Raw genomic sequence first — 25,113 nt, 5'->3', positions numbered from 1 at the left:
CAAGGAGGTGATTTGAGGCTAACTTTAAAAATAATGAGTTAGCTTCTCTTTTATCTAAATTTCAGATTGAAAACAAACTGACTTATGAGAAGGCCATTTTATCCGTACTTTTCAAGTCAAAAAAGCGTGTTAGGTGAAGGGGGAAATAGCGGATTTATTAAGTGTATGAAAGCAAATGAAAATTGATAATATTTTTAGTAGATGTTCGTAAGCAATGAGAGTATTTCTTGCCCTTTAGAGTTTCAAATGCTCTTTCTGGGTTTATATAGCACCTTTACTTCCCAGCCGTTAATTAACGGTAAGCTACTTAAGATTATCGTATTATCTCCTGAGCTTGGTCGGGTAAGAAGTCACCTACTTCCATTACGTCATTGCCCAAAAACGGACGTCTTTTTTGTAGTGTTTCAATTGCTTTAATGATTTGCCAATCTTTTGAGAGCTCCATGTATATTGCTTTTCCTTCCGTTTTAATAACAAGCTCATAATAGAGTTGAGTGGGTGCAGATTTCCCGCCATCTTCCAAAAATAAGATTAGTCTGGCTTTGGTTCTGGCTCTTTTCTCTTGTGATTCAAAACTGATTGACCTTAAAATTAAATCACTACGATAGGCTAAATAAGTTGGTTTTAAGGTGAAGCTCTCAGAATTCATTTCATTATTTATTGTTATGTGAAGTATTTCATTGCCCGTGTAGGGGATTGACCGGCTTGTATCTCCGATAGCGTATTTAGCACCATCCTCGTATTCAGCATCTATTCTTTTGTCTAGTTCTGCGTTCTGGATTATGGCACGTAATGTACTTTTTTGTACGTCATCCAGACTAAACGCTTCTAGAGTTGTAGTTTGAACATACAAATTTCTTTCGGTATCTAGATCCCGCGCTTTACTCTGGGCGTAATGTACACAGAGTAAAAGTAATAGGAGGGCAGTAGTTTTCATACAAATGATATCCTTATTGCGTCATTAGTTTGTAGATACTAACACCTGTTTAGCAAGTATAAACCTTATTTCTTGGTTGCATTAGGCTTGATGGTTTAACTTATAAATTAGAGAATAAATTATATGGATGCTCCAATGATAACAAGAGCGAGTAGAAGTTACCTGGTGAGTTTAAGTAATAAACCGTCGTACTGAACACTGATTAAGGTTGTAAAGCCGCACCACCTATCATTCCTTGAAGGCGGCACATAATTTAGGTTTTATTTAGCAGCTAAAACTATTGTTAATTCAGTATTTATCAAGCTGATTTTTTGGCTAATAGCTCTTGGCGCACAAGTTCAGCCCCTGCGCTCAATGCAGCGAGCTTACCTCTTGCCACTTCACGAGAAAGTGGTGCCATACCGCAGTTAGTGCATGGGTAGAGTTTGTCGGCGTCAACAAACTCAAGCGCTTTGCGTAGTGTGTTGGCAACTTCTTCTGGCGTTTCGATGGTGTTGGTTGCAACATCAATCGCACCAACCATCACTTTTTTACCACGGATCAACGCTAACAAGTCGATTGGCACGTGAGAGTTATGGCACTCTAAAGAGATGATATCGATATTGGATTTTTGTAGCTTAGGAAATGCCTCTTCATATTGACGCCATTCTGATCCTAAGGTCTTTTTCCAATCGGTGTTAGCTTTAATGCCGTAACCGTAACAGATATGCACAGCGGTTTCGCATTTGAGTCCTTCAATAGCACGTTCAAGCGCCGCAATGCCCCAGTCGTTGACCTCATCAAAAAAGACATTAAACGCCGGTTCGTCGAATTGAATGATATCGACTCCAGCAGCTTCCAGCTCTTTGGCTTCTTGATTAAGGATCTTAGCAAATTCCCACGCTAGCTTTTCACGGCTTTTGTAGTGGTCATCATACAGCGTATCTATCATCGTCATCGGACCTGGCAATGCCCATTTGATAGGTTTGTCTGTTTGGCTGCGTAAAAACTTGGCATCTTCAACAAAAACCGGCTTTTGGCGAGATACAGGGCCCACCACGGTTGGAACACTGGCATCATAGCGGTCGCGAATTTTTACGGTTTGACGCTTCTCAAAGTCCACACCGCTTAGGTGTTCAATAAAAGTGGTTACAAAGTGTTGACGGGTTTGCTCGCCATCACTCACGATATCAATTCCGGCAAGTTGTTGCTCTTGCAAAGCAATGCGTAGCGCATCGTTTTTGCCATCAATAAGCTCGTCGCCCTCTAGTTTCCAAGGTGACCATAGGGTTTCTGGCTGAGCAAGCCAAGCGGGCTTAGGTAAACTGCCAGCAGTAGACGTTGGTAATAGTGTTTTCATAATAAATGCTGTTCCATATTCCCGTTGATTATAAAGCGTAATTTGCAGACCACTGCTCAAGTACGGTTTGGTAAGGCTTGATGAAATGCTCTTCTGCAAATCGACCTTGTGCAATCGCCAACTGGCTGCGCTCTTCGCGGTCATAAACAATCTGCGTTAATGAGTGATCTAGGTTTTTCAAGTTTGGCTGATAGCACTTGCCTGCAACCGCATTGGCGTTGTAAATCTCAGGGCGGTAGATCTTTTGGAATGTTTCCATAGTGCTGATGGTGCTGATCAACTCCAGATTGGTGTAGTCATTCAGTAAGTCACCAAAGAAGTAAAAAGCCAAAGGTGCAACGCTATTTGGTGGCATAAAGTAGCGCACCTGTAAGCCCATCTTTTTAAAATATTGCTCAGTTAATGATGACTCATTTGGCTGATATTCAAAGCCAAGCACCGGGTGCTGATTTTCAGTGCGGTGATAGGTTTTGTTATCCGATACACTTAGGCAAATCACCGGTGGCTTACTAAAGTGACTCTTGTAAGCTTCTGAATCGACAAAGTATTTAAATAGCTTACCGTGTAAGTCGCCAAAGTTAGCTGGGATGCTGAATTTAGGTTGATCTTTATTATGATCAAGCAATAGCACGCTAAAATCATAGTCACGTACGTAAGATGAGAAGTTGTTACCAACAATTCCCTCAATGCGTTCATTGGTTTTGTGGTCAACAATATTGGTTTTTAACACCTCAATTGACGGAAAAGTTTGCCCACTGCCTGCAATATCCATATCAACCGAGACTATCTCAAGCTCAACAGAATAACGGTCGCCTGTTGGGTTATCCCAGTTAGCCAATGCGTTAAAGCGATTATCAATCATCTTTAAGGCATTGCGTAAGTTTTGCTGGCGGCTTTCGCCTCTTGCCAAGTTAGCAAAGTTAGTGGTGATCCGCGTGCTGTTTGACGGATGGTAATTCTCGTCAAGACGAATGCTCTTAATAGTGAAAGTAAACTCGTTATTCATGTTCTTCAGGTATCCAATTCTAATGCTGACGCGCTCGGCAATTACGTTTCACTGCGATAAACAGATATCCACGGGGAAGCAGTGAGAGTGCCGAACATTAAGTGATGTGAGATTTATACGTGGATCACAAGATGAAGAAAAACGGTTTTATTTCACATAAAACATGAGTCTGATTCATGAGTTACAAAAATAGATGCCGCTTATTGAGTCACATGTGCAGAAAATATGAGCAATTGTAGAGTAAAACCCTTTGGAAATCCGAAAGTCTAGACTGCTAAATGTCTAAGTTGCATTTGTTTCAAGTAAAACGTGAGGAATATTCAAGGCTTATCTAAGTCAAAAGCACCAATGGCAAAGCGTTATGTTGTTATACTCGCCAGCGCTTAGGTGGCAGAAAGGCTAAAAGCAACGGCCATATTGCTCACTTAGGTGATTGCGCCTCAATTAAAAGAAGAGATAAGTGGAATGAGTGAGTTGATATTGTTGTTTGTGTATTGTGCACTACTCGGTAGTGTTGTCGGCTTTTTAGCCGGATTGTTAGGTATTGGCGGTGGGCTGGTTATTGTTCCGGTGCTTAGCAGTATTTTACTGTATTTTAACGTGTTACCACCGGAGCAAGTGGTGATAGCCGCTGTAGCGACATCGCTGGCATCCATTTTATTTACTTCTACCTCATCGGCAATCGCGCATCATAAAAATGGCAATGTACCGTGGGATTTAGCGCCGTGGATAATGACGGGCGTTGCACTAGGCGCGCTTATCAGTGGTTTTTTGGCAGCGCTATTACCCGAAAACGCAGTGCGCATTGTATTTGCAGTAAGTGTGGTATTGATAGCAATAAAAATGTTTTATAGCAGCAAAAATGAGAGCACAACCCAAAGGCAGCTGCCAAATAAAGGCATACTTACGGTATTAACGACGATCACCGGTGGTTTATCTGCCATGATAGGCATTGGCGGTGGAGCGCTTTTGGTACCGCTGTTGACGTTTTTCTCTGTTGATATGAAAAAGGCCATAGGATGTGCTTCTGCATGTGGCATTGTTATCGCGCTCTTTGGTTCCGTTGGCTACATTAGCTCGGGCAGTGCGCACTTTGCACTTTCGGATGGTTTCGCCGGATTTGTTTATTTGCCAGCCCTGTTAGGAATTGTGTGCACGTCTTGGTTCACTGCTCCAATGGGGGCTAAAGCCACGCATCATTTGCCTGTTGCCACGATTAAAAAGGTATTTGCTGTGCTACTGTTAGTGATGGCTGTGAATATGGCGGTGAATTAAGTACTTCTGAGCCAAAACGAGCTATGGCGTGTTTGGCTCAGAAGCTCTGCTAATCTTACTTTTTGAACGGATCTTCGGTTGGTTCAAAATGCTTGTTTAACTTGCCATTTCTGGTGCTATTGATGTATTCCCCAGATGGATCTTCGCTTATCAGTGTGAAGGCACTGACTGGCGATTCAAAGTTAAAGTTTGCCAATTCCACCCAAGCAACATGAGGCGTGCGAGCATTGCAAAAGTAATAGGTTTGGCTCCTATGTGCTGCAACGGTTGTCCACAAGGTATTAGATATATTTGGGCTGGCACTGCTTGTAAAATTATAGCCAAGGGGTACTGATGCACTTGCAGCAACCGAGCGAGCCTGTGCAAGGGCATCATGCTCATCGTTTGGTAAATCTAAGTGATTAAGATAAAACGCAGCGCGCTCGAATCTATCGGTTGAGTATGGACCGCCAGGGATCGTATGGCTCGGCTGACTGTTTTTATCACTCCATTGCCACAGCCAATAATCATTAATCCTTAGCTGATCTTCATAACTTGGTTCATTGGTAACAACGCGATAGTCAGCGCTGTGATGGATCTTAAAAACCCCATTCTCAACTTCGATAATGGCTGAATCGCCACTGATATCCGACACTATCAAATGCAATGCTGCGGTTTTACCTTCGCTGTTAGGTACTTCTGCACCAACGATCTGAATTTCTTGTTTGCTGAATACGTCAACGACTTCCTTGACGAGTACAAATTTGTCTAACACATACTGCAACCATCTCAGTACGCTCAGCTGCTTTTTATTTTTGCATGCTGATTTACCGTACGTCGCGCCTGAGTCGTACAATACATTTGCGACAAGCCCCATAGAGTTCATGCCATCGGAGGCTGCCCAGCCGCTGCAATCATCTCCTACCATAGCGACCACACTACTATAGGAAGATGTCCACGTAAGTGGGTTGCGAGTTTTCTCGCTTGCTATTGCCTCTAGCTCACAAACTGGCTCAAGCCCCGATTTTTTTAGTCCTTTTTCAAGTACAAACAAGCTGGTAGGTAATATAAACATCCAGTCCATATTTCTGGCAGTAGCCAAATATGCTCTATTCCAGTTATTAAAAGCTCTAGTACACATAACAACCTCACAAGAAAATTAAATATCCTTTTGATGAGTGGTTTCTCATCAATCTACTGATTCATACTAGGCTTTGAAAAAGGCTAAATAAATTACAGAAAGTTACAGTGCATTACAGGAGTGGTAAGTCAGTAACTATTAGCGTGAAAAACTAATGATTCGACAAGTATTCGTCTCGGGTTCCCTAAAACAAAAGTGGTGTGAGGTTAGTAGAATGAGTATATTTGCAAGAATTGGGTTAATTGCTATCAGGTATGACGTTTAGAGGAAATGGGATGATAAGAGAGATAACTCGGGAAGATTTTGAGTCGTTTTGGCCAACGTTTTCAGAAGTGATCCAAGCGCAAGAAACGTATGCATTTGACTCAAATATGAGTATAGATCAGGCATTTTTACTTTGGTGTGAAACGCCGCTCAAAGCTTTTGCATATGTTGAAAATGGGCAAGTACTTGGCAGCTATTATTTGCGACAAAATGCGATGGGTCCGAGTAGCCACATATGTAACTGTGGTTACATGGTGTCGAGTTTGGCTCGTGGTAAAGGAATTGCACGGCTGATGTGCGAACATTCCCAGCAGCAAGCGTTAGCGCTGGGGTTCGAAGCCATGCAATTTAATAGTGTGGTATCGACCAATGAACTGGCGATTAAACTATGGCAAAAGCTTGGTTTTACCATTGTGGGCACCATTCCCAAGGCATATAAACACGGGAAATTGGGTTTGGTAGATAGCTATGTTATGTATAAATGGTTGGCTGATTAGAGTGGATAGGCGCTAAACTAACGTGGCGAATGTTATTTTGCGCAGTCGATCAGTATTTGTTTACTGCGCATAGTCTTAAGTAAAAAGCTGATAAGCCGCTTGACGTTGGGTATGGATTTTTTTGTTGGATGGGTCAGGATCCATAAATCTGCATAGTGCTCACTCGCTGGTGCAAATTCAATTAAATTAGGAAAATGCCTTGCAATATAGTGCGCCCCTCTGATCATACCAAGGCCTTTGGATGCAGCCTGATGACGCAGCACCAAATCTTCAATTGATAGAGAAACTGGGGCGGTTGGATAGGGTGTATCAAGTAGCCAAGTCGGTCTTTCTGTTACGCTGGCGGTTATCCAAGAAACGCTTTCACTCGTGCGGTTATCGAGATAGTCTTTATGCATGAAGTAACCAAGTGAAATCGGAAATAGCCGGTGACCAACTAAGTGCTCATCCGGAACGTGAGAAGCTCGGATCACGACATCGGCTTCTGATTTCTCTAGATCGGAAAGTGCATAGGTAGTATTAATCGACAGCGTGAGGTAAGGATTGTTTTGCTGAAATTCATGTAATTCGTCTAACAAGACAAACTGCAAAATCGCTGGGGGGATAGATAAGTTTATTTGTTGCTTTAACTGCTTAACCGAAGTGTTAATTTGGCTTAAATGAGGGGCAAGGCTGGCTTCCATGTTTTCAGCGGCACTGAGCAGCTGCAGTCCCAATTCAGAAAACGAGACTTTGCCTTGCGAAAGCATGCATATATCAAGACTAAAGCGTTGATTTAAAGCATGTAGTCTACGAGATACCGTCGTGTGGTTTACGCCTAGAACTTTGGCCGCACCTCTGAGTGTATTAGCACGTTTTAATGCAAGCAGTAATTGAAAGTCGTCCCAGTTTTCCATGCCTACAACACCAAAGTTTAGATGCAATTAAAGTAAAGTGTTTTTCGCATCATGTACAGCGAACGCAGATATTTTCCATTCACCATCAACTAAATAGATGTAATAGCTTGCGCCTACTTTATTAAAAAGTGCGCCTGATTGGGTGTATCGCTCAGCAATGTTGCTTACTAACGCAATATTTTTATCAAGAAAATGAATACTGACCTTGCTCCACTTTACGTGACTGACACCTTCTTCCTTCAGGCGTGTTAAGAATACTTGCACCTGTTTATTCATTTGCGTTTGTGTGATCACGCTCGGCTTTGAACTTGATGACATTAACATAAGCGTATCTGTGTACAGTTGAGGACTGGTTGGTAAATCACCAGTTTGCAGATAATGGTTGTATTTACTCATGTAGCTGTCGAACAGTTTATTGATTTTAGCTGTGTCCGTTTCTGCCAATAACTGGCTACTAAAAGTAAATAAAATAAACAGGATAGCGGCTCTCATAAGATGTTGCTCCAAGTCAGTTTTTTATGAGTCTAGCAGGCAAAAGCTGGTTTTATGTGGATTATTATGTGCTTGCTATGTTGCGCTTACGCACCGTCTGGAAGGCTTGTAAAGTGTATTTTTCGGTGTTCCGGAAGTGCTACAAGTCGTATAAGAATGTCCCACTTTCGATACACCATCAACGTAATAGTTGAAGGAATTTATATTTAACCTATTGTTTTTTATAGCTATATATTTTGGCATGTAAGTTGATTGACTCAACATGTATAAAAACAACAAGGATTAATTATGAAAAAGTTTGTCTTGTCTGCCATTACTTCAACCGTATTAATGTTGAATAGTATGAATGTGCAAAGCTTTGAAGATGACCGAGTACAATTGTTAGAAGCTTACTTTACACACTGCGAACAAATAAAGTTATGCAATGGCAGTGTCTTAGTTGCAGAAAATGACGCCATACTTTTCCAAAGAACGATGGGAGAGGTTAGTCACGCTAGTGAAGAGCTGCTAGGGACTCAACATCAGTTTGATATTGGTTCTATTTCAAAGCAGTTTACCGCTATCGCGATCATGATGCTTAAAGAGCAAGGCAAACTGAAATTTGAAGATCCCGTTTATTTATATATTCCTAACTTTCCATATAAAGATATTAAAATCAATCAGCTATTAAACCACACTTCTGGTGTGCCAGATATGATGCCTTATATCTCGGACTTGTATCGTCAAGGAAAAGTGGACTCCAGCCTTGATCAAAGTTTTTTATTGAGTGTGCTGCTGAGTGAGCAACCTGCATTAATGTTTAAACCGGGTGAGCAATTTAAATACAGTAATACTGGTTATGTTGTACTTGCAAAGGTCATTGAGTCAGTATCTAGATTGCCGTATAGCCAGTTTCTTCAACAGCAAGTATTTTCACCCCTTGGTATGCATTATACAGTTAGTCGAACCAAGTTGACGGAAAAGAAAATAACAACTCGTGCATATGGGTTTCGTCGTCACTTAAATGATAAGAAGCGCGCCTTTGATCAAATTCCTTTCTTTGATGTTGAGGGGATGGGCGGGATCTATTCAACGACTCAGGACTTGTATAAGTGGCACTTAGCGTTAAGCAATAATAAACTTATTTCGAAGGAAACTTGGCTGCAAGCGCTGCAGCCGACCACAACATTAGACAACAACACCAAACAGTACGGTTATGGATTCATGTTAAAGGCTGATGCCTATGATCATCCCAAGTTTGGCCACAGTGGCCACTGGCGAGGTTTTAAGTCGATTTACAGCCATCAATTGGATGATAATAGAACGATTATTCTATTAACAAATAATGGTCAAGATGACGTTGTCGATGAGAATGAAAAAGCGGTAGAAGCCATTTTAGCGATGAAACCATATCCTCAAGTAAAACAACCTATTTCAGCAGTTCTTTATAAGATGTTTACCCAAGAGGAACCTGCTGAGGCGAGAAGTCAATATAATCGCCTCAAGGCCGATAGGTATAACGATTATGATTTTTCAGAAGCGCAGTTGAATGACTTGGGATATGCGCTTTTGGGAGAAGAGAAAAATGCCGCTGCTATTGCTGCATTTGAGCTAAACGTTGAAGCATTCCCTAGTTCAGCCAATGGGTTAGATAGTCTCGCAGAGGCACTGATTGCCGATAATCAACTAAAACGTGCAAAGGCGATTTTAAAACAGGCAATTGTACTTGACCCTAACCTCGAATCTGCAAAGAAGCAACTAGCGAGTTTAGAAACACCTGTAAGTACGAAAAATTCGCTGTAGTAACAGTTGTCTTGGCCAAATCGCAGCTGCTGGGTGAGCTATCATGATTCAGCAGCTAAGCGCGTCATTTTTATAGTTTAGTGAGCTTCAAACTGAACGTGAACTCAGTCTGACTAGAGGTTAGTTGACAATTAGCTATGGCTTTGTTGAATATACTCAGCCTATGCTTTTAAGCCACGGAATAACATCCATTAGTGATGCTCGCGTATATTGGCAGCGCGGCCAATTAGATACTTGGCAAAAGCTACAGGCGGATGGTGTTTTGAAGATGCGAGCCAGCTTGGGCTTATGGGCTTATCCGGAAGCAAGTGATGAAAGCCAAATTAGAGCGCTTAAATCGTTTCATAATACGACGCCAAATAGCTTATTAGAAGTCGACCAAATAAAGTTTTACATGGATGGTATTTTGGTGAATACCACTGCGGCAATGAAAGAGCCTTATAAAGTAGATTGGCTTAAGCTCGATGGTAACCGTGGAGTGAATTATTTTACCCAAGCTCGATTAGAGAAATATATAAAAGTATTGGAGCCTAGTGGCTTTGACTTTAACATTCATGCAGTTGGCGACAGAGGAATACATGAAGCGTTAAATGCTATTGAAGCAGTCTCTAAAGGAGCTGCTCGGCATCGCCTTACACATGTAGAAGTTGTTGATCCTGAAGATTACAAGAGGTTTTCTGCGCTGGGTGTGATAGCAGATGCACAAGTCGCAGGAGAATTTACTCAACCGCATCATTGGCAAGAAATGCAACCACTGTTAGGTCGCAAGCGGGCAGATCATTTGGTTCCAATTAAAAGCCTAAGTGAAAATGGTGCGATGCTCACGCTGAGCAGCGATTGGAATGTGAGTACGCTTAATCCTTTTATCAGTATCGCGAATGCAATTACTCGACAGCCTGAAGCAACTCATTAGAACAAGCAATCGCAGCCTACACAATAAATGCTGCGTACGCGATGCGACAAGAAGACATTGTTGGAAGCCTCGAGGTTGGAAAGCTTGCTGACTTTATTGTGTTAGACCAAAATCTATTCAATATATCATTCGACGAATAAAAGAGACCAAAGTTACGCAAACGTGGATCCATGGAAATCAGGCCTTTTAACGTGGGGCTAATGGCTTGACTGTTCATAACCAGTCGAGAATCAGCAACAATGTAGTGCGGGATTTCGGATTGAAATAGAAGTAGCAACCCTTACTCTATGGTCTAACTCAAACCGTTAAGGATTGTTATGACTTCACTTGCTAACATGCCATTTTCTTTGCTCGAATTAAGCCCGATGAAAGAGCAAGATACCGTTTCACAAACCCTCGCTAACAGCGTGGCTTATGCGCAAAAAGCGGATGAACTTGGCTTTAAACGCTTTTGGATGGCTGAGCATCATAATATGCGTGGCATCGTCTGCGCAGCAACCTCCGTATTGATAGGGCATATTGCCGGACACACTCACAATATTCGGGTAGGGGCGGGTGGCGTGATGTTGCCAAACCATCCACCGTTAGTCGTCGCTGAGCAGTTTGGCACCTTAGAAAGCCTCTATCCAGGCCGTATTGATTTGGGATTAGGGCGCGCGCCTGGCAGCGATCCTATTACCAGCCGAGCACTACGTCGCGATGACAGACGTGCGGAGCAATTTGACGATGAAGTTGCTGAATTACAAGCCTTGCTCGGTCCTTATGACGGTAGATCCTCGGTGCGTGCCATTCCGGGCGAAAACACCAAAGTACCAATCTGGTTGCTTGGCTCGAGTCTTTATAGTGCCCAGCTCGCCGCAAAGCGAGGTTTACCTTATGCATTTGCGGGTCATTTTGCGCCACGATTCGTGCATGATGCTATTGCGCTTTATCGCCGCGATTTCCAACCATCAAAGGTGTTAGATAAACCTTATGTAACGCTTGGCTTACCGGTAGTTGCAGCCGATACCGACGAACAAGCGCAGTATTTAGCTACCACGTCAAAGCAACGTATCCTAGCGTTGATGCGAGGCCAGGCGTTATGGTTGAAACCCCCCGTTGATTCGATGGAGGATCTATGGAATGCCCAAGAGCAAATGCAAGTTGAAAGCTTTTTAGGCCTATCTGTGGTTGGAAGCCCCGCGACTGTCCACCATAAACTCAGCATGATTAAACGTGAGTTAGCGGTCGATGAGTTTATTTTTACCAACGATTTATACGAGCTAAGTGATAGAAAACATGCGCTTGAAATCTTGGCGAGCTTAACGTAAAAGTCTGAGTGCGAAGGCAGTACTTAAGAGAAGGTTTGCGGTACACTGCGAGTTAAAAATTTACAGGGAACGAAAGTTGAAAACGATTTGGTTGTGTATCCTTTCTCTACTTATTCTGCCTTTATGTCGGGGCGAAAGAAATAGCGCGGACCTTTGATGACGCCCCATTACCGGGGAGTAAGTTGATGTCAGGTACGGAAAAAACGACGCTCCGTGATGAAAATGAAGCACTAAGGTACTAGAAGCTAAACTTGCTGAGCTCGGGGTGTTTAAATCACCCTGAATAATAAGTTCAGCGAGTCAATATTTGCAGTAACAACTAGGGCCTGTTGATCTTTGCTGTTTGATTTTTGTTCTTCTGAGTGTGTTTTGGTCGCGACGCTCGACTTGCCGCCTAGTAATCTAGGCAAAAGTTGAGCAACAATGAACAAAGCGCACTCAGGTGAACCCAAAGGGCAGCGCTTGATTAGCATTTCTACTGTGTTATCGCCTGACTCACATAGAATAACTATGCTACGCAGGCTCTGCCTTGTACAAATACCAATCAAACTGCTGCAAAAACAAACTTGAAAGGTAAACAGGCCCTAAGGAAAAATAATGGATCAAGTCGTACGCGTCGGGGTTGGCGTGGTAATAATGCACGATAATAAAATTTTGCTTGGTGAGCGCATCGGCGCTCATGGCGCACATACTTGGGCAACCCCTGGTGGCCATTTAGAGTATGGAGAGGACATTGAGGCATGCGCGATAAGAGAGGTGCATGAAGAAACGGGGCTAGATGTTGTAAACGTTGAAAAGCTTGGTTTTACTAATGATTATTTTGCCAATGAGCAGAAACATTATGTCACTCTGTTTGTCATGGCAAGGTGCGATACTCATGATGCAGAAGTTAAAGAGCCAAATAAATGCAAACAATGGCAGTGGTTTTCGCTTGATGAATTGCCGCAGCCCCTATTTTTGCCTTTGGTGAACTTTTTAGAAGAAAATAACACACTTTATCAAGGCTAAAATAGCAATTGGGGCACAGCATGGAAGAAATAGTCGTTAGATATATTCACTTTCTCGGTATTTTATTTTTGGCATCGACGCTCGCGATTGAAAACGTGTTACTCTCTAAATCAATGAGTAGTCAGAGCATTAAGCGGTTAGCGGTAGTTGATGGCTTGTATGGTGTTAGTGCGCTGGTAACCCTTGGCGCAGGATTAACGCTATGGTTTGCAGTTGGCAAGCCCAGTGAGTTCTACACTAAAAATCCGATTTTCCATGCCAAAGTCGGACTATTTTTGTTAATCGCTTTGCTGTCTATCATTCCGACTGTGTTTTTATTGAAGCACCGTAATACAACAAAAGATAATTTATTTGTGCCCCAGCGTATTATCGTCATTAAAAGGCTAGAAATGCTGTTACTTTTAGTTTTACCGCTACTTGCTGCACTTATGGCAAGAGGCTATGGGTTGCCCTCATCATGAAACAAAATATTGTCAATATTGCGCTCGTCGTCAAAGACTACGATGAAGCCATCGACTTCTACGTCAATAAACTAGGTTTTGAATTAATAGAAGACACCGATCAACCCGAGCAAGATAAACGCTGGGTGGTGGTAGCACCGCCTAATTCACATGGTACGGCGTTACTACTTGCCAGAGCTTCTACGCCAGAGCAGCAGGAGTTTATTGGTGATCAAGCTGGTGGGCGGGTATTTTTATTTTTAAATACCGATGATTTCTGGCGTGATTATGAGCGCATGACATCTATTGGCATTCGGTTTATTCGCGAGCCGCAAGAGCAAGATTATGGCACGGTTGCTGTATTTGAAGATCTCTATGGCAACCGCTGGGACTTATTGCAGTTAAATCCTGATCATCCTATGGCAAAGAGATGATCTCAAAGTTACCAAAATGGGTTGAGATCGGCGCTTTTATATTGGCGCTCGTCGCAGGATTTGTGAATGCAATCGGCCTACTTAGCTTTGAGCACCAATCCGTTTCTCATTTATCCGGCACTGCGACTATGCTCGGAACTAGTTTTTTAGGTGGCAGCCTTAAAGAAACCCTGCACTTATTTGGAGTGTTACTCGCGTTCTTGCTTGGCTCTGCACTTGCAGGGTTTTTGCTGCATGGCACCACGTTAAGGCTTGGCAAACATTACGATACCGCGTTGGTGCTCGAAGCCATGTTGCTTACCGTGTCTCTCGTCTTACTGATGCAAGGCTCATTTTATGGTCATTTTTTTGCCTCCGCGGCTTGTGGACTACAAAACGCATTAGCCACCACGTACAGTGGAGCTGTGGTGAGGACAACCCATGTAACAGGAATATTCACTGACTTAGGGCTGATGATTGGGGCATTGTTTAGAGGCGAGCCTTTGGATATCAGAAAAACAAAACTGTTTGTGTTGATCATTTCAGGGTTTGTGGCAGGTGGCGTGTTGGGCGCTTGGCTTTATAACAAGTTTCACTTTCAGGCGCTGTGGTTACCTATAACCATCTGTTTGCTAATTGCTGGTGTTTACCGCTTTGCGCTTAGGGATAAGGGGTAGCACACCGCTGTGTTGACGTATCTTGGTTTGGATTATTGACTACTTAATCGACATCGTATACATTGGCGCGCGATTTTAATTTGGATCTTTCCACGATGTTTTACATCCTATTTAAGAATTTTGTTAGAAGGCTTTGCTCCGCGCATTAACACGATGAAGTGTTGCTCGGAGCTTACTTTCTAAATCTTCATCAGAGACATTGGCGACTACCTGAATAAAGGTGGGCAGCGGCAGTGTATCTGATGATTGGAAAGACGAAGCCGGCGATGATACTTCATCGCCGGCTTTTTTGTGCCCGAAATTCAGTGGCACACGTTTTCGAAATTTTTTGAAACGGGAGGTCGGTATTACAGCCGATCTCCCGTTTTTTTATGGATGTAATTTAATGAATTTGCTTTTAAATGACCTGATGACGTCAGGTATAGACTCATACAAACACAAGCTTAATGTTGGCTTTATTTCTTTTGCTTTGCTGAACACCTGCAAGGTAAACGTTTGCTGCGCAAAAAAGGGGTAATGAGATGTTATTGACTTTATTACTCGCCTTTATTGCGTTTTTAGTTGGGGCCGATGAGCTGATGCTTGGGCCTATTCTTGAACCTATTGGACTCGAATTAGGTGTAAAGCCTGAGCGAGTAACACTGTTTATTACCACTTACAGCGTTGCCCTAGCGATTGTGGCTCCGCTATTTGGGGCGCTCTCGGATAAAGCAGGGCACCGCGCTATCATCTTACCTGCAATCGTGGTTTTTGGTGGTGCCTCCATCGCGACAGGGCTTGTCACTTCATTTGAGTGGGGCTTAGTTGCTCGTGTGATCACGGGGATTGCCAGTGCTGGCATGCTCCCGATTGCGTTTGCCATCGCGGCAAGCTCTGGTGGAGATGCGCTCAAACGGATCGGTTGGGTGCAAGCAGGCTTAACTCTTGGCATGATCTCAAGTCCTGCGTTTGGCGCGTTTTTAACGCATTTAATGTCGTGGCGAGCGGCTTTTGTTGCACTCGGGATCGCCACTTGGGTTGTGGCGTTATTACTTACTGTAAACCGCCGTGCGATCCCAAGTGACAAAGCTGGAGAAGGCACCAAGATATCAGTCAAGCTATGGCAAATACCTGGTGTTGTTGGCGCGTTACTTACCATGTGTATTGGTTTAGGTGGTGGTATTGGTTTGTTCAATTTGGTTGGGCAGCATTTACGAGATACACAAGCACTGTCAGTGTGGTTTATTGGTGTACTGTATGCCTTATTAGGCTTAGTGAGTGTTGCTGGAAACCTGATGATGCCAAAACTCGCAACCCACTTTGAAAGTGGGCGGCAGGTCATGCGTGCGTCATTGGTCGTTTGCCTCATTGCCAGTAGCGGTCTTTATTGGTATCAAGGTATCTCTCTCATACCGTTATACTTTTTGATGACACTTTGGGCATTGGCTGGCGGCATTGGTTCACCGGCATTACAGGCATATATTTCAGAACTTTCGCCTGCACATCGTGGTGTACTTATCTCACTGGCCATGAGCATGATGCACATTGGTGTGGCGATTTGGTCTGCCGTCGCAGGTTTTGCTTACAGCCTTGGTGCGGCTGCAATGGCGCTGCTTGCTATTATTTTGTTTAGTCTTGCCATTTTGTGTTTACGCCCCGTAAAAGGCGCATCAATTTAGGAGGTAACTAGTACCAATTAGCCTTAATACTTGCTCAATTTTAAGGAGCAAATCTGACGCTAACGGCGTTAAAAATTTCTCATTTAGAACAACTGAATAGCAAAATTTTCGCCCTGCCTACATGGATGTAGGTGCCTTGGCGGTAGCGGTGTTATCGACAAGATTCTCTCGCCTCAAAATTGGAAGCTGAATTAAGCGAGTTGGTATGCCAGCCTGCATATTCAATTGAACACGAGTGCTTTTGATTGAGTAGAAATGTTTTAATCTGTGTGGACTTTCATTAGACGAAATAAATTGCTAGTATCATTTTTGATATTAATTCTCATTTTCATTTGCTTTGGGTTTCATGGTATTTGCAAAGTTGGTACATGGTTTGATCGGATGATGTTGCGTCTATATATGTGAGCACTGTAAATCAACAACTTGTTTTCTTTCTTTGCCAAATGGGTGGTTAAGCTAGGTTCCTTGTGGAGGAAATATGGAACAACTTATTCAAGATTATAAAATGCTGCTAATCGGAGAGCCTAACATTAGGCCCATTGTTGCGGCTATGCAGCTAGGTGTGAGTGAAGCTGAGTTGCTAAACGCACAGCTGGATGAGCCTGTTACGTCTCGAGTTACCAGATTAGATGAGCATAAAATCGCGGATTTATTAAAAGGATTTAAAAAGCTTGGAAAAGTGATGGCTTTGACTAGAAATGGCTCTGTGGTGAGCGAGATAACTGGTTTGTATGAAAAGCTCTATGTTACAGGGCACAGTAACAAACTTAGTGCCGTGGCCATCAATCCAGGAGGGATTGATCTGCGGCTTTTCTTGCACAAATGGAAAAGTGTATTTCTTGTTGAAACGGATAAGCATACTAGTTTTCAATTTTTCGATGAAAATGGTCGCGCTGTACATAAGGTATATATGACTGCAGACGCCGACTTTAACGAGTTTGTGAACCTTAAAGCACGCTACCAGCTAACACATAGTCACAAGTTGGATGTAACGCCTTTTGAAGTCCTAGATACTAATATTAGGGACTTGAGTACTGCGCAACTAGATGATTTTAGGTCGCAGTGGGGCGAGTTAAATGATGTCCATCATTTTCCAAAGCTTTTAGAGACATACAACCTTGAACGCTTGCAGGCCCTTGAAATCGTTGGCTCACCATGGAGCTTTGAGCTACAAAGCTTTGACCTTGCAGATATATTTCAGCAAGCAAACATGTTTAAGCAAGAGATTATGGTATTCGTTGGCAATCCAGGTGCGGTACAGATCTTCTCTGGAAAGGTTGAAAACCTCAAACAAGTTGGCCCTTGGTTTAACGTATTAGATCCTGAGTTTAGCCTGCATATAAAAGCAGACGACCTAACCCGCGCGTTCGTGGTCAGAAAACCCACGGATAACGGCAATACTGTGGTTACCTCTATTGAGTTTTTTGATGCCAATCGCGAGACTGTATTAACGCTGTTTGGTCGCCGAATTGAAGGCAAAAAACAAACCGATGAGTGGCAGGCGCTATGTGAGCGATTGATCCATAAAGGACGGGTTGCGGCGTAATACTTGAGCTATAGAAAAGCTATCCTCTACAATCAGCTAAATTGAAAAGGGCTCTATAAAAGAGCCCTTTGGTTTTCTAGTGCCAAATAGGCGTGACTTCTGAGACCAAAATTATTCGTTTAGAGACGGTATTTTGCTGCACATTCTCCATTCTTGTCGCCATTGCACTATGGCAAAGTGGGCGGGAAGTACCACGTTGACACTCGTCCATAATCACGCCTGACCCCACTGGTAATTCAGCAAAGAGCCGAAGATCTTGGGTACTGACATTATCTATAGGGGTGTTTACCGCGACACCGTCAGCTATCACAAACTCCCCGCCTGATACATTCTCTCTGGCCAGCGTAAGGATTGAGGTAATCGTTTGATGACTTAACCCGTCGAAATGAAGCGTATTTGGGGTTACTAAGCAATCCGCATGAGGTGTCGGATAATAGCCAATAAACTGATGCTCAACATGGTACGACGGTGCCGGAATTGAATGTTGGATCAAAAATTCAGTCAGCGCTGCTATTACTGGGTGGTTGCAAATCAATGTACCGTCAGTGCAATGTGTTATTGCTTTGAACCATCTTTGTTTACCCCCTGCGTCCGGGTTTAGTTGTTGAGACAAGCCGTAAACATAGTATTGGCCTCCTTGTCTATTTTCGGGGCTGATAAGGTGAGTGTTAGCGTCCTTGACGGTATAGCGCACGATACCTCTTGCATTTTGGCCGGATGGAATATAGGTGTCTAAGCCTAATTCAGGTTCTACCTGCTTCAGTAACGACTCAATATCTTGTCGTGAACCAACGTTTAAATTTGGCAAAGAATATTGGCAGAAACCATTTCTTAACAATGTAGTTTTAGTCATCTTTGATTCTCCTATCTGTCTTTGTTGATTTGTTTTCTTAAAAATTTCAATAAGCTTTTTCATATTCACCCCATCTGATGTGTTTTGGTATTTATAGGTTTTCATTTAACTGTATGATTGTGAAGGAAAAATAAGGAATAAAAACGGAATGGGAACGGAAATTTATAGTGGTTTTATAAGTGAGTTATTTATTACGTTGCTAAGCTTTGATGTCTAGATAGGGGCAGTGAGCTTTGTGAACAGCCTTCAGTAAATTGCAAATTATAGAAGGTTGCCAATTCAAACCCGCATTGCATCCAGGAATGATATTTCTGCAATTTTGTGCCAAGCGATAGGGGTGGTTATTTCTACCTTGACAGACTTGTCCGGCAATGAATTTGCGTCTGGTTTCGCTGACAAAGTCCGATTGATAAATGTGCAGAACAGTTAGTTAGCTAGTATCGGTATGATTTTAAATAATTTTATTTCAGTGCCAAGTAATGGTCGTTGATATTCACAATGATGCAAGTTACCGAATGGTAGTTACCTTCATAATTTATATTTAAGTAACAAAGTGAAAATAGATTTGAAAATTGTGTTCTAATTGTATAGAAATGTAATCTAAATGTGGTTTTTAGATCTGTAAGTGAGATTTTTGATATGCCTAAGGGTAAGGAGCGCGAAATGGAACAAGTTTATAACTTTGCGGATGAGGTGCAATTAGAGTCCTTAAGGCAGCTGATTGTTGAGAAGATTAATCAAAACGGACTGTCCGAGCAGCAAGTTACAGACAGTGCTTACATGAGTGATAGAAGTCTTCGCAATTATAAGACGGAAGGCTACTTAGCCAGTTTAGCGCCACTCTCGTCATCGACGGTAAGTAAGCTAAAGAATCTATTGACTGCGCTTAATATTGAGCCTGAAGAAGCGCTGGAATACCACCAAAAGCGAATAGAAAATCAACAAAACAACCACCACTCAGACCCTACAAATCAAAATGGCCAGCAAAACAATACTCAGTTTCAAGGGTGCACCTTTAACGGCGGGGCGAATGGCCCAAATGTTATCACTGGTAATAGGGATATTACGCTTAATTTTGGTGCTAAAGATTAAAGGTAATCTTAAATTCTGATAAGGGGTGGCTTAACCCTGAAAATGTAAGCTAGTTAAGAAGCTTGTATCTCTATAACGAAGTGCTCGTTTTTAGAAGCTATTAAGGTTTAATTACTTCTTTTTTATATTTAAAAGTGATTTTATATGAGTGCGGATCCAAAGGAAGCGGAAGCTGGTTCAAGCATTGGCATCGAAACCAATGCATATGAGAATGATGTTCCTCAGCAGCTGAGCCAGTTTGATAGTAGTACGTTTGAAGAGGCCGTGATCCAAGGGAACAGAGATGTTCAGGTCAATAACTATTTTTCAAACGCTGATAAGAAACCACTGAAGTATGAAGCACTTCAGTTAAGAACGTTTCCAAAAATTGCGAGTAATGAGGTCATTTTAGATGACATCAAGTTAGCCGAACTTAACAACTTCCTCGTTTGTCACAACTGGCTGATTATTGGAAAAAATAACGAGAATGCCTTTTATCTCTCAGAGGCTATCGCTGCTGCTTTACAGCACACCGACATATCATCTTACTACATACGTCACAATTCATGTCGAATGACTGAGTATTTAGAAGCAAGATTTCCTTACGTAGAAAGTCAACACGCTTATGTTATTAGGCAACCAATAGAAGACCTAGAAAGTTTCGAGCGCTTTATCGAAACCCGTGAAAATCTAAATGCACTGACGTCTAAACTAAAAGCACGTAAGGCAACGCTGCTTATGGTATTGGATAGTAAAGGCGATAGTGACTGTCCTAGAAGGATCCAGGAATACCTGCGTTTCAACTCTGTAAGTTCTATGCTTGGTTATTGGCAGCCTGCAGTTCACTTTACACATGACCCATTACCTGTGGCAGCACTAGATAACGACGACTGGTTGGACTGTTTAGTTATTACACTAACTTGTTGGTTTAACAATATGCCACTGGTGTTGTTTCAAAATGCAATTGCTAAGGCATTTGACCATAAATTAAAACAAGCTAAAGAAATAGGAGAAGGAGTCGAAGCGTTAACTCATGCTTATGCTCGTTGGCAGCAAGATCCTGATGCGTTTTTAAAATTAGCTGGGCTTGAGCTCACATCACCGTCGGGCTTAGGTATTTGTTGTATCAGGCTAAGTTCGATTAAGCAGGCAAGCGTATATCGAGAAAAGTTGCTTACAAACAATCCATTCCAACTAGCTGTACTCTCGCCAATTATTGAGGAAGTCATTTTTGATCAGGATATAACAAATGAACTCATTGACATAGATGCACTTTTTTCAGACCTCGCCTACTTCTACTTAAAGCTTTCTGAAGTCGGGGTAATTACTATTAACAGTGACTACCTATTAAAATTATTTGAACGTTATCGTCAGTGTCCAAATTCAAAAATAATTCATTTTATCTCATTTGTTAGGGCGCTCTCTTATCAAGATAGATTCAAAATAGCCATCGATGAATTTATTTATCAACTACTAGGGCAAGTGGAAAAGAAAGAGAAAGATTTAATATCTATTTCAGACTTAGAAATTCATATTGACAACTGGGTGCCAGTATTTAAATCAACCTATGAAAATAAGCTTAAAGAGATGGTGTGTGATTTCAAAAATCACCTCTATTTTTTGTTTAATACTCTAGCCTATTCAATTGAATTTGAAAGTGAGTCTGAAGTTTTGTCATTAGAGTATATATTTTCTAAAAGCTATGAGCTTGGGTTGGATAAGAGTAAGAAATGTCCTAGCTTTGCGCTGCTTCGCTACTATTTTTCAGGGTATTTATATAGCGACTCCTTTCACTTATTAAAAATACTAAAAAGTATACCTTCCGATAGTGAGAAGTGTGTTTTAACTTTAATGATTGTGAGACTTTTTGTTTTTAGTCTTATGCATCGTGTGTTAGAGGGAAATAACCAAGTTGATGATAAGGCTACCTCCTACTTGATTACGTTAATGTTTGAAGAGGGGGCGGAAGAGTTAATTTACCAATTGCTCGCGATGCCAAGTTTGAGCGAAAGTCTAAAGAAGAGAAACATCACAGCATTTTTAACCACATCAATTTATATAAAGCAAACGCTGCTCCAAGCGCAATATATCACCGATGAAAGCGAATATGAGCATTACGACATGATGCTTACGGAGTTAAATGAAAAATTCAAACGATTGAATCAATTGTTTGCCATTGCTTGCACCAGAAAACAGTACGAGCAAATTAAAGCAGATTTAAGAATTCAGCGAGATAAGGCGGTAGAGCAGTACAGAAATTGTAGATCAGATAAAGAGTTGAGGATGCTACTAAAGCTAAAAAAAGGCGTGTTAAGCGAAGCTATTAAACAATTTAAAAAACCTAGATGAGAATCCTACCATGCATGAAAGCATCTCTAATTTGAGCAACTTAATCAGAAAAGTCGATACTAACTTTCACAATCCGAGAGTTCATGGAGAAGGATTTGTTGTCACTTGGAATAAGAAAACCAACCAAATCGTAACCAAGCAAGGTTTGCTATCTGATTTATTTAATAAGAAACATTATGAATATTTCTTTGTTAAATCTCATACAAAACCAATCGTCATTAGCAAAATTCCATTTGAATGGCATGAAGGTGCAAGTGAGATTGCACTAGAGTTTTACGCTACCTTTCAGCTTAAAATTACAGATCAAACTGAAGCACATAAGTTAGTCGAAATCTTGAGTATGTCGGGCACGCCGGAAAAAGGATTATTTAATTTAATAGATAAGCACCTGCATCACTGCATGTCGAAAATGTATAAGAAATGCTTGGACTCACAAAATAGCAACTTATTGGATGAGTTTTATCAGCAAGAGCTACAGCGTGGAGAAAGCAGTGAATTAAACACTTCGGTGTGCGAGCAAATGCAGCAAGAATTAAAAGGAATGGATTTTAATATTGGCTTTACGTTGCGTAATGCACCAGAGCGATATGCCGAATTTAAATATAGTACCAAGATAAAAGAAACGGGCTTAGAAGTAACGTCCGAATGTCAAATGACATTGAATAACTATCAAGCCTATCGCAAGTCTGAAATTAGCGATATCGAGGGGGTGGTAGCACACATGAAGGCGGGTATTGAGAGAGCAATCCGTCAGCATATTTTGGGCAAATCTGAAATGGATCTGCTGAGCAACTTCAAAACGGCAACGAGTCAAGACGTCTCTATCTCCGATCAGGTTAAAAATAGTGTTAAGCAACAAGCTACTGCGATTGGTTATGAACTTAATTCATTTCATACATTACCAAACATTGCTCCGCTGAGGTTATTAAATGGGTTGATGCTCACGTTTGATAAAGAAGATGGCGCATTTAAAACGGGGATGTTTGGTAGCCGTGTACGGTTAAATATTCGCATGGAAGTTAAGGCGAAAGAAGGAGAGTTTGAGAAATACCGTCACTTATTTGCAAGTAGTGAAAACGACAATCAGATTGATTTGTTAGCAATAACGCAAGCGCAAATTCTCGACAGAATAAAAGTACTAGTACACGACATTTGCAAAGAAGTGATGTTGAATGACAAGTTTAATCATTACAAAGCATTAAGTCAGTTTGAAGAATTAATCCGGCCTCAACTTGAAGATGAAATTGGCAAACGATTAAGTGAACAACATGGCTTGGTGGTAAGTATTAAGTCACTTATGGCAGTTGAATCTGAAGATGCCATGAGGCTTGAAGAGCTAAGAGGTAAAAAAATACCAATCCAATTTAAGCATTTTTTTGGTGGACAAGACGGGATTGGTGCCGAGTATTCATTCAGTGGTGCATTTGAAGTGCTCGGTCTAGTCGTCAGTGACGCCGGTGGTGAACATAGTTGGGAAACGTTTGAAAAATGGGATTTTGGTTACCGAATTGATTCTCCTGAGCGTCATACCAACACCGCCCTTAAAGGGAATGACGATAGAGTCTGTAAAAAATTGGCGATTGAGAATGAACTAGAAGATATAAAACAGGAAGTTATTAGGCTTTTCAAGGCATCAACATTACTTATCCCTTCCATTACGCTTTGGGTGAATAAACGCGAGTATAACGCAAAGTTACAAGATGAATTGCTCTGTGAGGTATCGGCTCTGTTGAGGCGCAGCCGAGGAATGGATCTACTGATTGAAAGACTAGAAATTAAAGACGAAAGCCTGATCCAAGCGCAGCTTGATAGTCGAGATCGTAAGCTCAAATCAATTGCCGATGTCGATAGTATGCGTTTAGAGCAGCGTTTAGTTGATTTAAAACAAAGCAAAGACGAAAAGCAAAAGCTTGCGGACGAAGTTACAGAAAGAAGATTGAGTTTCCTGCGCGACAGCGATGATTTTGAGGACTTACTAGACGAAAAAGAGCGTATCGAAAATGATTACCGTCATTTAAATACTAAAGAGTCGACCATAGAAGAGCTACTGCCAGCCCCTAACAGCCATGCCTCGAGCGATATCGAAGAATTAGCTGATGTACTTACTAAATCCAATAACCAGTGGGAAACGAACGATGAAAAGTAGAAAAAACCTTGTTGCTGCTTCAATCATGACAGCTTTGCTATCCGGGTGTGCAATGACTGACGACACTCAAACTCGAGCTGAGGGAGCATCGACAGGTGCACTCATTGGTGGTGCGCTTGGTTTGGTGTTAGGTGACAATAAGCAAGCCGCTATGATTGGTGCATTGATTGGTGCTGTTGCCGGTGATCTTTATGCCAAGAGTGTGGTTAAGAAGAAGCAGGATTACGCTAATACTGAGTTATATATGCAAGATGTGATTAAAGGGGCACAAGAGAAACTTATCGCAGCAAAAAATGAAAGAGAAAAAATTCATTTGGAAATAGAAGGTTATACCGCGCAGTTAGAAAGCATTGAGGCAGAGTCTCAAAAACGCAGTGCTGAGTATAGTAGCTTAGAAACGCAAAAAGATAGTCTGTCTAAAGCGGTTTCCAAGTCAGCTAAGTTAGTCGAGATATTGACTGAAGAAATTCAGTACCAAAAGGACGTGCTGGCACAAGAAAGAGAAACCGTTTCTGTGCAATTAGCCTCACATAGTGAAACGGTTATTCAACAACTTCTTGCTGAAAAGAACGAGCTAGAAGTCATGCAAGCCCAGCTAGCTTCATTAGATAGACGGAAATTATATTAATGCTGAAGCGGGTTATATATTGCTTGTTTTTGTCTTTGCTAGCAGGTTGTAAGACGACAGGTGATCCGACAACTGGTGGGTTGTATGGATGGAGCGAAGAAAAAGCAAAGCAACGACAGGCACAGCTAAACCGAAGAGTAGTGGATATCGAAGCTCAAATGAATGCGATTGAGGAAGAAAATCAAGAGCTTGAAAGTGACAAGGTACAACTAACACAGTTGATAGTAATACAAAGTGAGAAGTTAAACGCTTTAATTGCAAGCCATGATGCGTTGCTGGATAAGATAGAAACATACAAAGGTCTTGAACATATTAATCAGACAAAAATTAGCCAGCTGAAAACACGTTACCCATGGCTCGGCCTGAGTCGAGAGGAGGTATTGAGACAATTTCAGGAAGCGGCAAGCGAATCACGACAACAGCAAATGCTAAACCAGCTAGAGAGTGAGCTTGAATCACTAGCACAAGAAATAGATATGATACTTTGAGTAAT

25 protein-coding genes are annotated in these 25,113 nt (G+C 41.8%); 17 read left to right on the top strand and 8 right to left on the bottom strand.

Annotated elements, in window-relative coordinates; translation table 11 throughout:
• Positions 1 to 313 precede the first annotated feature (313 nt).
• The 3 genes from L3V43_RS17525 to L3V43_RS17515 all read right to left on the bottom strand — a co-directional run bounded on the left by L3V43_RS17525 (position 314) and on the right by L3V43_RS17515 (position 3,282).
• A complete protein-coding gene (locus L3V43_RS17525; RefSeq protein WP_237117058.1) occupies positions 314 to 937 on the bottom strand; it encodes a hypothetical protein in 624 nt (207 codons plus the stop codon).
• Between the two features lie 298 nt (positions 938 to 1,235).
• Positions 1,236 to 2,276 carry a methionine synthase gene (locus L3V43_RS17520; RefSeq protein WP_010370114.1) on the bottom strand — a complete coding sequence of 347 codons (1,041 nt, stop codon included), beginning with the start codon at positions 2,274 to 2,276 and terminating at the stop codon, positions 1,236 to 1,238.
• A gap of 28 nt (positions 2,277 to 2,304) precedes the next feature.
• The gene (locus L3V43_RS17515) at positions 2,305 to 3,282 is read right to left on the bottom strand and encodes a DUF1852 domain-containing protein (RefSeq protein WP_237117059.1); all 978 of its coding nucleotides are present in this window, start codon (positions 3,280 to 3,282) and stop codon (positions 2,305 to 2,307) included.
• Positions 3,283 to 3,747: 465 nt separating this feature from the next.
• Between L3V43_RS17515 and L3V43_RS17510 the strand changes: the two genes are divergently transcribed.
• A complete protein-coding gene (locus L3V43_RS17510) occupies positions 3,748 to 4,557 on the top strand; it encodes a sulfite exporter TauE/SafE family protein (RefSeq protein ID WP_045963740.1) in 810 nt (269 codons plus the stop codon).
• 55 nt (positions 4,558 to 4,612) lie between these two features.
• Here L3V43_RS17510 and L3V43_RS17505 read toward each other — a convergent pair whose 3' ends face one another.
• Complete coding sequence (locus tag L3V43_RS17505) at positions 4,613 to 5,677, bottom strand: linear amide C-N hydrolase (RefSeq protein WP_237117060.1); 1,065 nt, start codon at positions 5,675 to 5,677, stop codon at positions 4,613 to 4,615.
• A gap of 275 nt (positions 5,678 to 5,952) precedes the next feature.
• Here L3V43_RS17505 and L3V43_RS17500 point away from each other — a divergent pair, with 275 nt between their 5' ends.
• Entirely contained in the window at positions 5,953 to 6,438 is a 486-nt protein-coding gene (locus L3V43_RS17500) for a GNAT family N-acetyltransferase (protein WP_010603786.1), read from the top strand.
• Positions 6,439 to 6,470: 32 nt separating this feature from the next.
• Here the strand turns inward: L3V43_RS17500 and L3V43_RS17495 are convergent, their stop codons facing one another.
• Together L3V43_RS17495 and L3V43_RS17490 are read right to left on the bottom strand one after the other, a co-directional pair.
• Positions 6,471 to 7,334 (bottom strand): LysR family transcriptional regulator, encoded by an 864-nt coding sequence (locus tag L3V43_RS17495; RefSeq protein ID WP_235368263.1) that lies wholly within the window; start codon positions 7,332 to 7,334, stop codon positions 6,471 to 6,473.
• Positions 7,335 to 7,361: 27 nt separating this feature from the next.
• Positions 7,362 to 7,826, bottom strand: a complete 465-nt coding sequence (locus L3V43_RS17490) for a hypothetical protein (protein WP_237117061.1) — start codon at positions 7,824 to 7,826, stop codon at positions 7,362 to 7,364.
• A 288-nt stretch (positions 7,827 to 8,114) separates the two neighbouring features.
• On the opposite strand from L3V43_RS17490, the gene L3V43_RS17485 reads away from it, so the two are divergent.
• From L3V43_RS17485 to L3V43_RS17455, 8 genes are all read left to right on the top strand, one after another.
• A complete protein-coding gene (locus tag L3V43_RS17485; RefSeq protein ID WP_235368261.1) occupies positions 8,115 to 9,608 on the top strand; it encodes a serine hydrolase in 1,494 nt (497 codons plus the stop codon).
• A gap of 124 nt (positions 9,609 to 9,732) precedes the next feature.
• Entirely contained in the window at positions 9,733 to 10,521 is a 789-nt protein-coding gene (locus L3V43_RS17480) for an amidohydrolase family protein (protein WP_267135059.1), read from the top strand.
• 41 nt (positions 10,522 to 10,562) lie between these two features.
• Entirely contained in the window at positions 10,563 to 10,661 is a 99-nt protein-coding gene (locus L3V43_RS23735; protein WP_267135058.1) for a hypothetical protein, read from the top strand.
• Positions 10,662 to 10,838: 177 nt separating this feature from the next.
• On the top strand, positions 10,839 to 11,831 hold the full coding sequence (locus tag L3V43_RS17475; RefSeq protein ID WP_237117062.1) for an LLM class flavin-dependent oxidoreductase: 993 nt from the start codon (positions 10,839 to 10,841) through the stop codon (positions 11,829 to 11,831).
• 597 nt (positions 11,832 to 12,428) lie between these two features.
• Positions 12,429 to 12,839 carry an NUDIX hydrolase gene (locus L3V43_RS17470; protein WP_102058367.1) on the top strand — a complete coding sequence of 137 codons (411 nt, stop codon included), beginning with the start codon at positions 12,429 to 12,431 and terminating at the stop codon, positions 12,837 to 12,839.
• 20 nt (positions 12,840 to 12,859) lie between these two features.
• Positions 12,860 to 13,300: a DUF2214 family protein gene (locus L3V43_RS17465; protein WP_235368257.1), complete on the top strand. Its 441-nt coding sequence runs from the start codon at positions 12,860 to 12,862 to the stop codon at positions 13,298 to 13,300.
• Positions 13,297 to 13,713 carry a VOC family protein gene (locus L3V43_RS17460; protein WP_227388104.1) on the top strand — a complete coding sequence of 139 codons (417 nt, stop codon included), beginning with the start codon at positions 13,297 to 13,299 and terminating at the stop codon, positions 13,711 to 13,713. Before L3V43_RS17465 ends, L3V43_RS17460 begins: the two co-directional genes overlap by 4 nt.
• Positions 13,710 to 14,369, top strand: a complete 660-nt coding sequence (locus L3V43_RS17455) for a YoaK family protein (protein ID WP_235368256.1) — start codon at positions 13,710 to 13,712, stop codon at positions 14,367 to 14,369. The genes L3V43_RS17460 and L3V43_RS17455 overlap by 4 nt, the downstream gene beginning before the upstream one ends.
• Before the next feature lie 123 nt (positions 14,370 to 14,492).
• Here the strand turns inward: L3V43_RS17455 and L3V43_RS17450 are convergent, their stop codons facing one another.
• Positions 14,493 to 14,681 carry a hypothetical protein gene (locus tag L3V43_RS17450; protein WP_141240143.1) on the bottom strand — a complete coding sequence of 63 codons (189 nt, stop codon included), beginning with the start codon at positions 14,679 to 14,681 and terminating at the stop codon, positions 14,493 to 14,495.
• A 209-nt stretch (positions 14,682 to 14,890) separates the two neighbouring features.
• On the opposite strand from L3V43_RS17450, the gene L3V43_RS17445 reads away from it, so the two are divergent.
• Both L3V43_RS17445 and L3V43_RS17440 read left to right on the top strand, forming a co-directional pair.
• Positions 14,891 to 16,027: an MFS transporter gene (locus L3V43_RS17445; RefSeq protein WP_174169547.1), complete on the top strand. Its 1,137-nt coding sequence runs from the start codon at positions 14,891 to 14,893 to the stop codon at positions 16,025 to 16,027.
• Between the two features lie 478 nt (positions 16,028 to 16,505).
• On the top strand, positions 16,506 to 17,573 hold the full coding sequence (locus L3V43_RS17440; protein WP_102058371.1) for a ChuX/HutX family heme-like substrate-binding protein: 1,068 nt from the start codon (positions 16,506 to 16,508) through the stop codon (positions 17,571 to 17,573).
• Between the two features lie 76 nt (positions 17,574 to 17,649).
• On the opposite strand, the gene L3V43_RS17435 is transcribed toward L3V43_RS17440, so the two are convergent.
• Complete coding sequence (locus L3V43_RS17435) at positions 17,650 to 18,426, bottom strand: 2OG-Fe dioxygenase family protein (protein WP_010603771.1); 777 nt, start codon at positions 18,424 to 18,426, stop codon at positions 17,650 to 17,652.
• A 663-nt stretch (positions 18,427 to 19,089) separates the two neighbouring features.
• Here L3V43_RS17435 and L3V43_RS17430 point away from each other — a divergent pair.
• The 5 genes from L3V43_RS17430 (at position 19,090) to L3V43_RS17410 (ending at position 25,108) form a co-directional block, all read left to right on the top strand.
• Positions 19,090 to 19,518: a hypothetical protein gene (locus L3V43_RS17430; protein ID WP_235368255.1), complete on the top strand. Its 429-nt coding sequence runs from the start codon at positions 19,090 to 19,092 to the stop codon at positions 19,516 to 19,518.
• A gap of 144 nt (positions 19,519 to 19,662) precedes the next feature.
• Positions 19,663 to 21,846, top strand: a complete 2,184-nt coding sequence (locus tag L3V43_RS17425) for a hypothetical protein (RefSeq protein WP_237117063.1) — start codon at positions 19,663 to 19,665, stop codon at positions 21,844 to 21,846.
• A gap of 10 nt (positions 21,847 to 21,856) precedes the next feature.
• Positions 21,857 to 23,992 (top strand): hypothetical protein, encoded by a 2,136-nt coding sequence (locus L3V43_RS17420; RefSeq protein WP_206472543.1) that lies wholly within the window; start codon positions 21,857 to 21,859, stop codon positions 23,990 to 23,992.
• Positions 23,982 to 24,620 carry a glycine zipper domain-containing protein gene (locus L3V43_RS17415; RefSeq protein ID WP_010603767.1) on the top strand — a complete coding sequence of 213 codons (639 nt, stop codon included), beginning with the start codon at positions 23,982 to 23,984 and terminating at the stop codon, positions 24,618 to 24,620. Before L3V43_RS17420 ends, L3V43_RS17415 begins: the two co-directional genes overlap by 11 nt.
• Positions 24,620 to 25,108, top strand: a complete 489-nt coding sequence (locus tag L3V43_RS17410) for a hypothetical protein (protein ID WP_010603766.1) — start codon at positions 24,620 to 24,622, stop codon at positions 25,106 to 25,108. Before L3V43_RS17415 ends, L3V43_RS17410 begins: the two co-directional genes overlap by 1 nt.
• Positions 25,109 to 25,113: the final 5 nt, after the last annotated feature.

Origin of the sequence: Pseudoalteromonas sp. L23 (genome assembly GCF_021728455.1) — a bacterium.
GTDB lineage: Bacteria > Pseudomonadota > Gammaproteobacteria > Enterobacterales > Alteromonadaceae > Pseudoalteromonas.
This window is presented reverse-complemented; position numbering and strand designations above follow the sequence as displayed.

What these genes read in the sequence shown, in the direction of transcription:
- L3V43_RS17525 (WP_237117058.1), bottom strand. Translation starts at nt 937, where the DNA reads ATGAAAACTACTGCCCTCCTATTACTTTTACTCTGTGTACATTACGCC.
- L3V43_RS17520 (WP_010370114.1), bottom strand. Translation starts at nt 2,276, where the DNA reads ATGAAAACACTATTACCAACGTCTACTGCTGGCAGTTTACCTAAGCCC.
- L3V43_RS17515 (WP_237117059.1), bottom strand. Translation starts at nt 3,282, where the DNA reads ATGAATAACGAGTTTACTTTCACTATTAAGAGCATTCGTCTTGACGAG.
- L3V43_RS17510 (WP_045963740.1), top strand. Translation starts at nt 3,748, where the DNA reads ATGAGTGAGTTGATATTGTTGTTTGTGTATTGTGCACTACTCGGTAGT.
- L3V43_RS17505 (WP_237117060.1), bottom strand. Translation starts at nt 5,677, where the DNA reads ATGTGTACTAGAGCTTTTAATAACTGGAATAGAGCATATTTGGCTACT.
- L3V43_RS17500 (WP_010603786.1), top strand. Translation starts at nt 5,953, where the DNA reads ATGATAAGAGAGATAACTCGGGAAGATTTTGAGTCGTTTTGGCCAACG.
- L3V43_RS17495 (WP_235368263.1), bottom strand. Translation starts at nt 7,334, where the DNA reads ATGGAAAACTGGGACGACTTTCAATTACTGCTTGCATTAAAACGTGCT.
- L3V43_RS17490 (WP_237117061.1), bottom strand. Translation starts at nt 7,826, where the DNA reads ATGAGAGCCGCTATCCTGTTTATTTTATTTACTTTTAGTAGCCAGTTA.
- L3V43_RS17485 (WP_235368261.1), top strand. Translation starts at nt 8,115, where the DNA reads ATGAAAAAGTTTGTCTTGTCTGCCATTACTTCAACCGTATTAATGTTG.
- L3V43_RS23735 (WP_267135058.1), top strand. Translation starts at nt 10,563, where the DNA reads ATGCGACAAGAAGACATTGTTGGAAGCCTCGAGGTTGGAAAGCTTGCT.
- L3V43_RS17475 (WP_237117062.1), top strand. Translation starts at nt 10,839, where the DNA reads ATGACTTCACTTGCTAACATGCCATTTTCTTTGCTCGAATTAAGCCCG.
- L3V43_RS17470 (WP_102058367.1), top strand. Translation starts at nt 12,429, where the DNA reads ATGGATCAAGTCGTACGCGTCGGGGTTGGCGTGGTAATAATGCACGAT.
- L3V43_RS17465 (WP_235368257.1), top strand. Translation starts at nt 12,860, where the DNA reads ATGGAAGAAATAGTCGTTAGATATATTCACTTTCTCGGTATTTTATTT.
- L3V43_RS17460 (WP_227388104.1), top strand. Translation starts at nt 13,297, where the DNA reads ATGAAACAAAATATTGTCAATATTGCGCTCGTCGTCAAAGACTACGAT.
- L3V43_RS17455 (WP_235368256.1), top strand. Translation starts at nt 13,710, where the DNA reads ATGATCTCAAAGTTACCAAAATGGGTTGAGATCGGCGCTTTTATATTG.
- L3V43_RS17445 (WP_174169547.1), top strand. Translation starts at nt 14,891, where the DNA reads ATGTTATTGACTTTATTACTCGCCTTTATTGCGTTTTTAGTTGGGGCC.
- L3V43_RS17440 (WP_102058371.1), top strand. Translation starts at nt 16,506, where the DNA reads ATGGAACAACTTATTCAAGATTATAAAATGCTGCTAATCGGAGAGCCT.
- L3V43_RS17435 (WP_010603771.1), bottom strand. Translation starts at nt 18,426, where the DNA reads ATGACTAAAACTACATTGTTAAGAAATGGTTTCTGCCAATATTCTTTG.
- L3V43_RS17430 (WP_235368255.1), top strand. Translation starts at nt 19,090, where the DNA reads ATGGAACAAGTTTATAACTTTGCGGATGAGGTGCAATTAGAGTCCTTA.
- L3V43_RS17425 (WP_237117063.1), top strand. Translation starts at nt 19,663, where the DNA reads ATGAGTGCGGATCCAAAGGAAGCGGAAGCTGGTTCAAGCATTGGCATC.
- L3V43_RS17420 (WP_206472543.1), top strand. Translation starts at nt 21,857, where the DNA reads ATGCATGAAAGCATCTCTAATTTGAGCAACTTAATCAGAAAAGTCGAT.
- L3V43_RS17415 (WP_010603767.1), top strand. Translation starts at nt 23,982, where the DNA reads ATGAAAAGTAGAAAAAACCTTGTTGCTGCTTCAATCATGACAGCTTTG.
- L3V43_RS17410 (WP_010603766.1), top strand. Translation starts at nt 24,620, where the DNA reads ATGCTGAAGCGGGTTATATATTGCTTGTTTTTGTCTTTGCTAGCAGGT.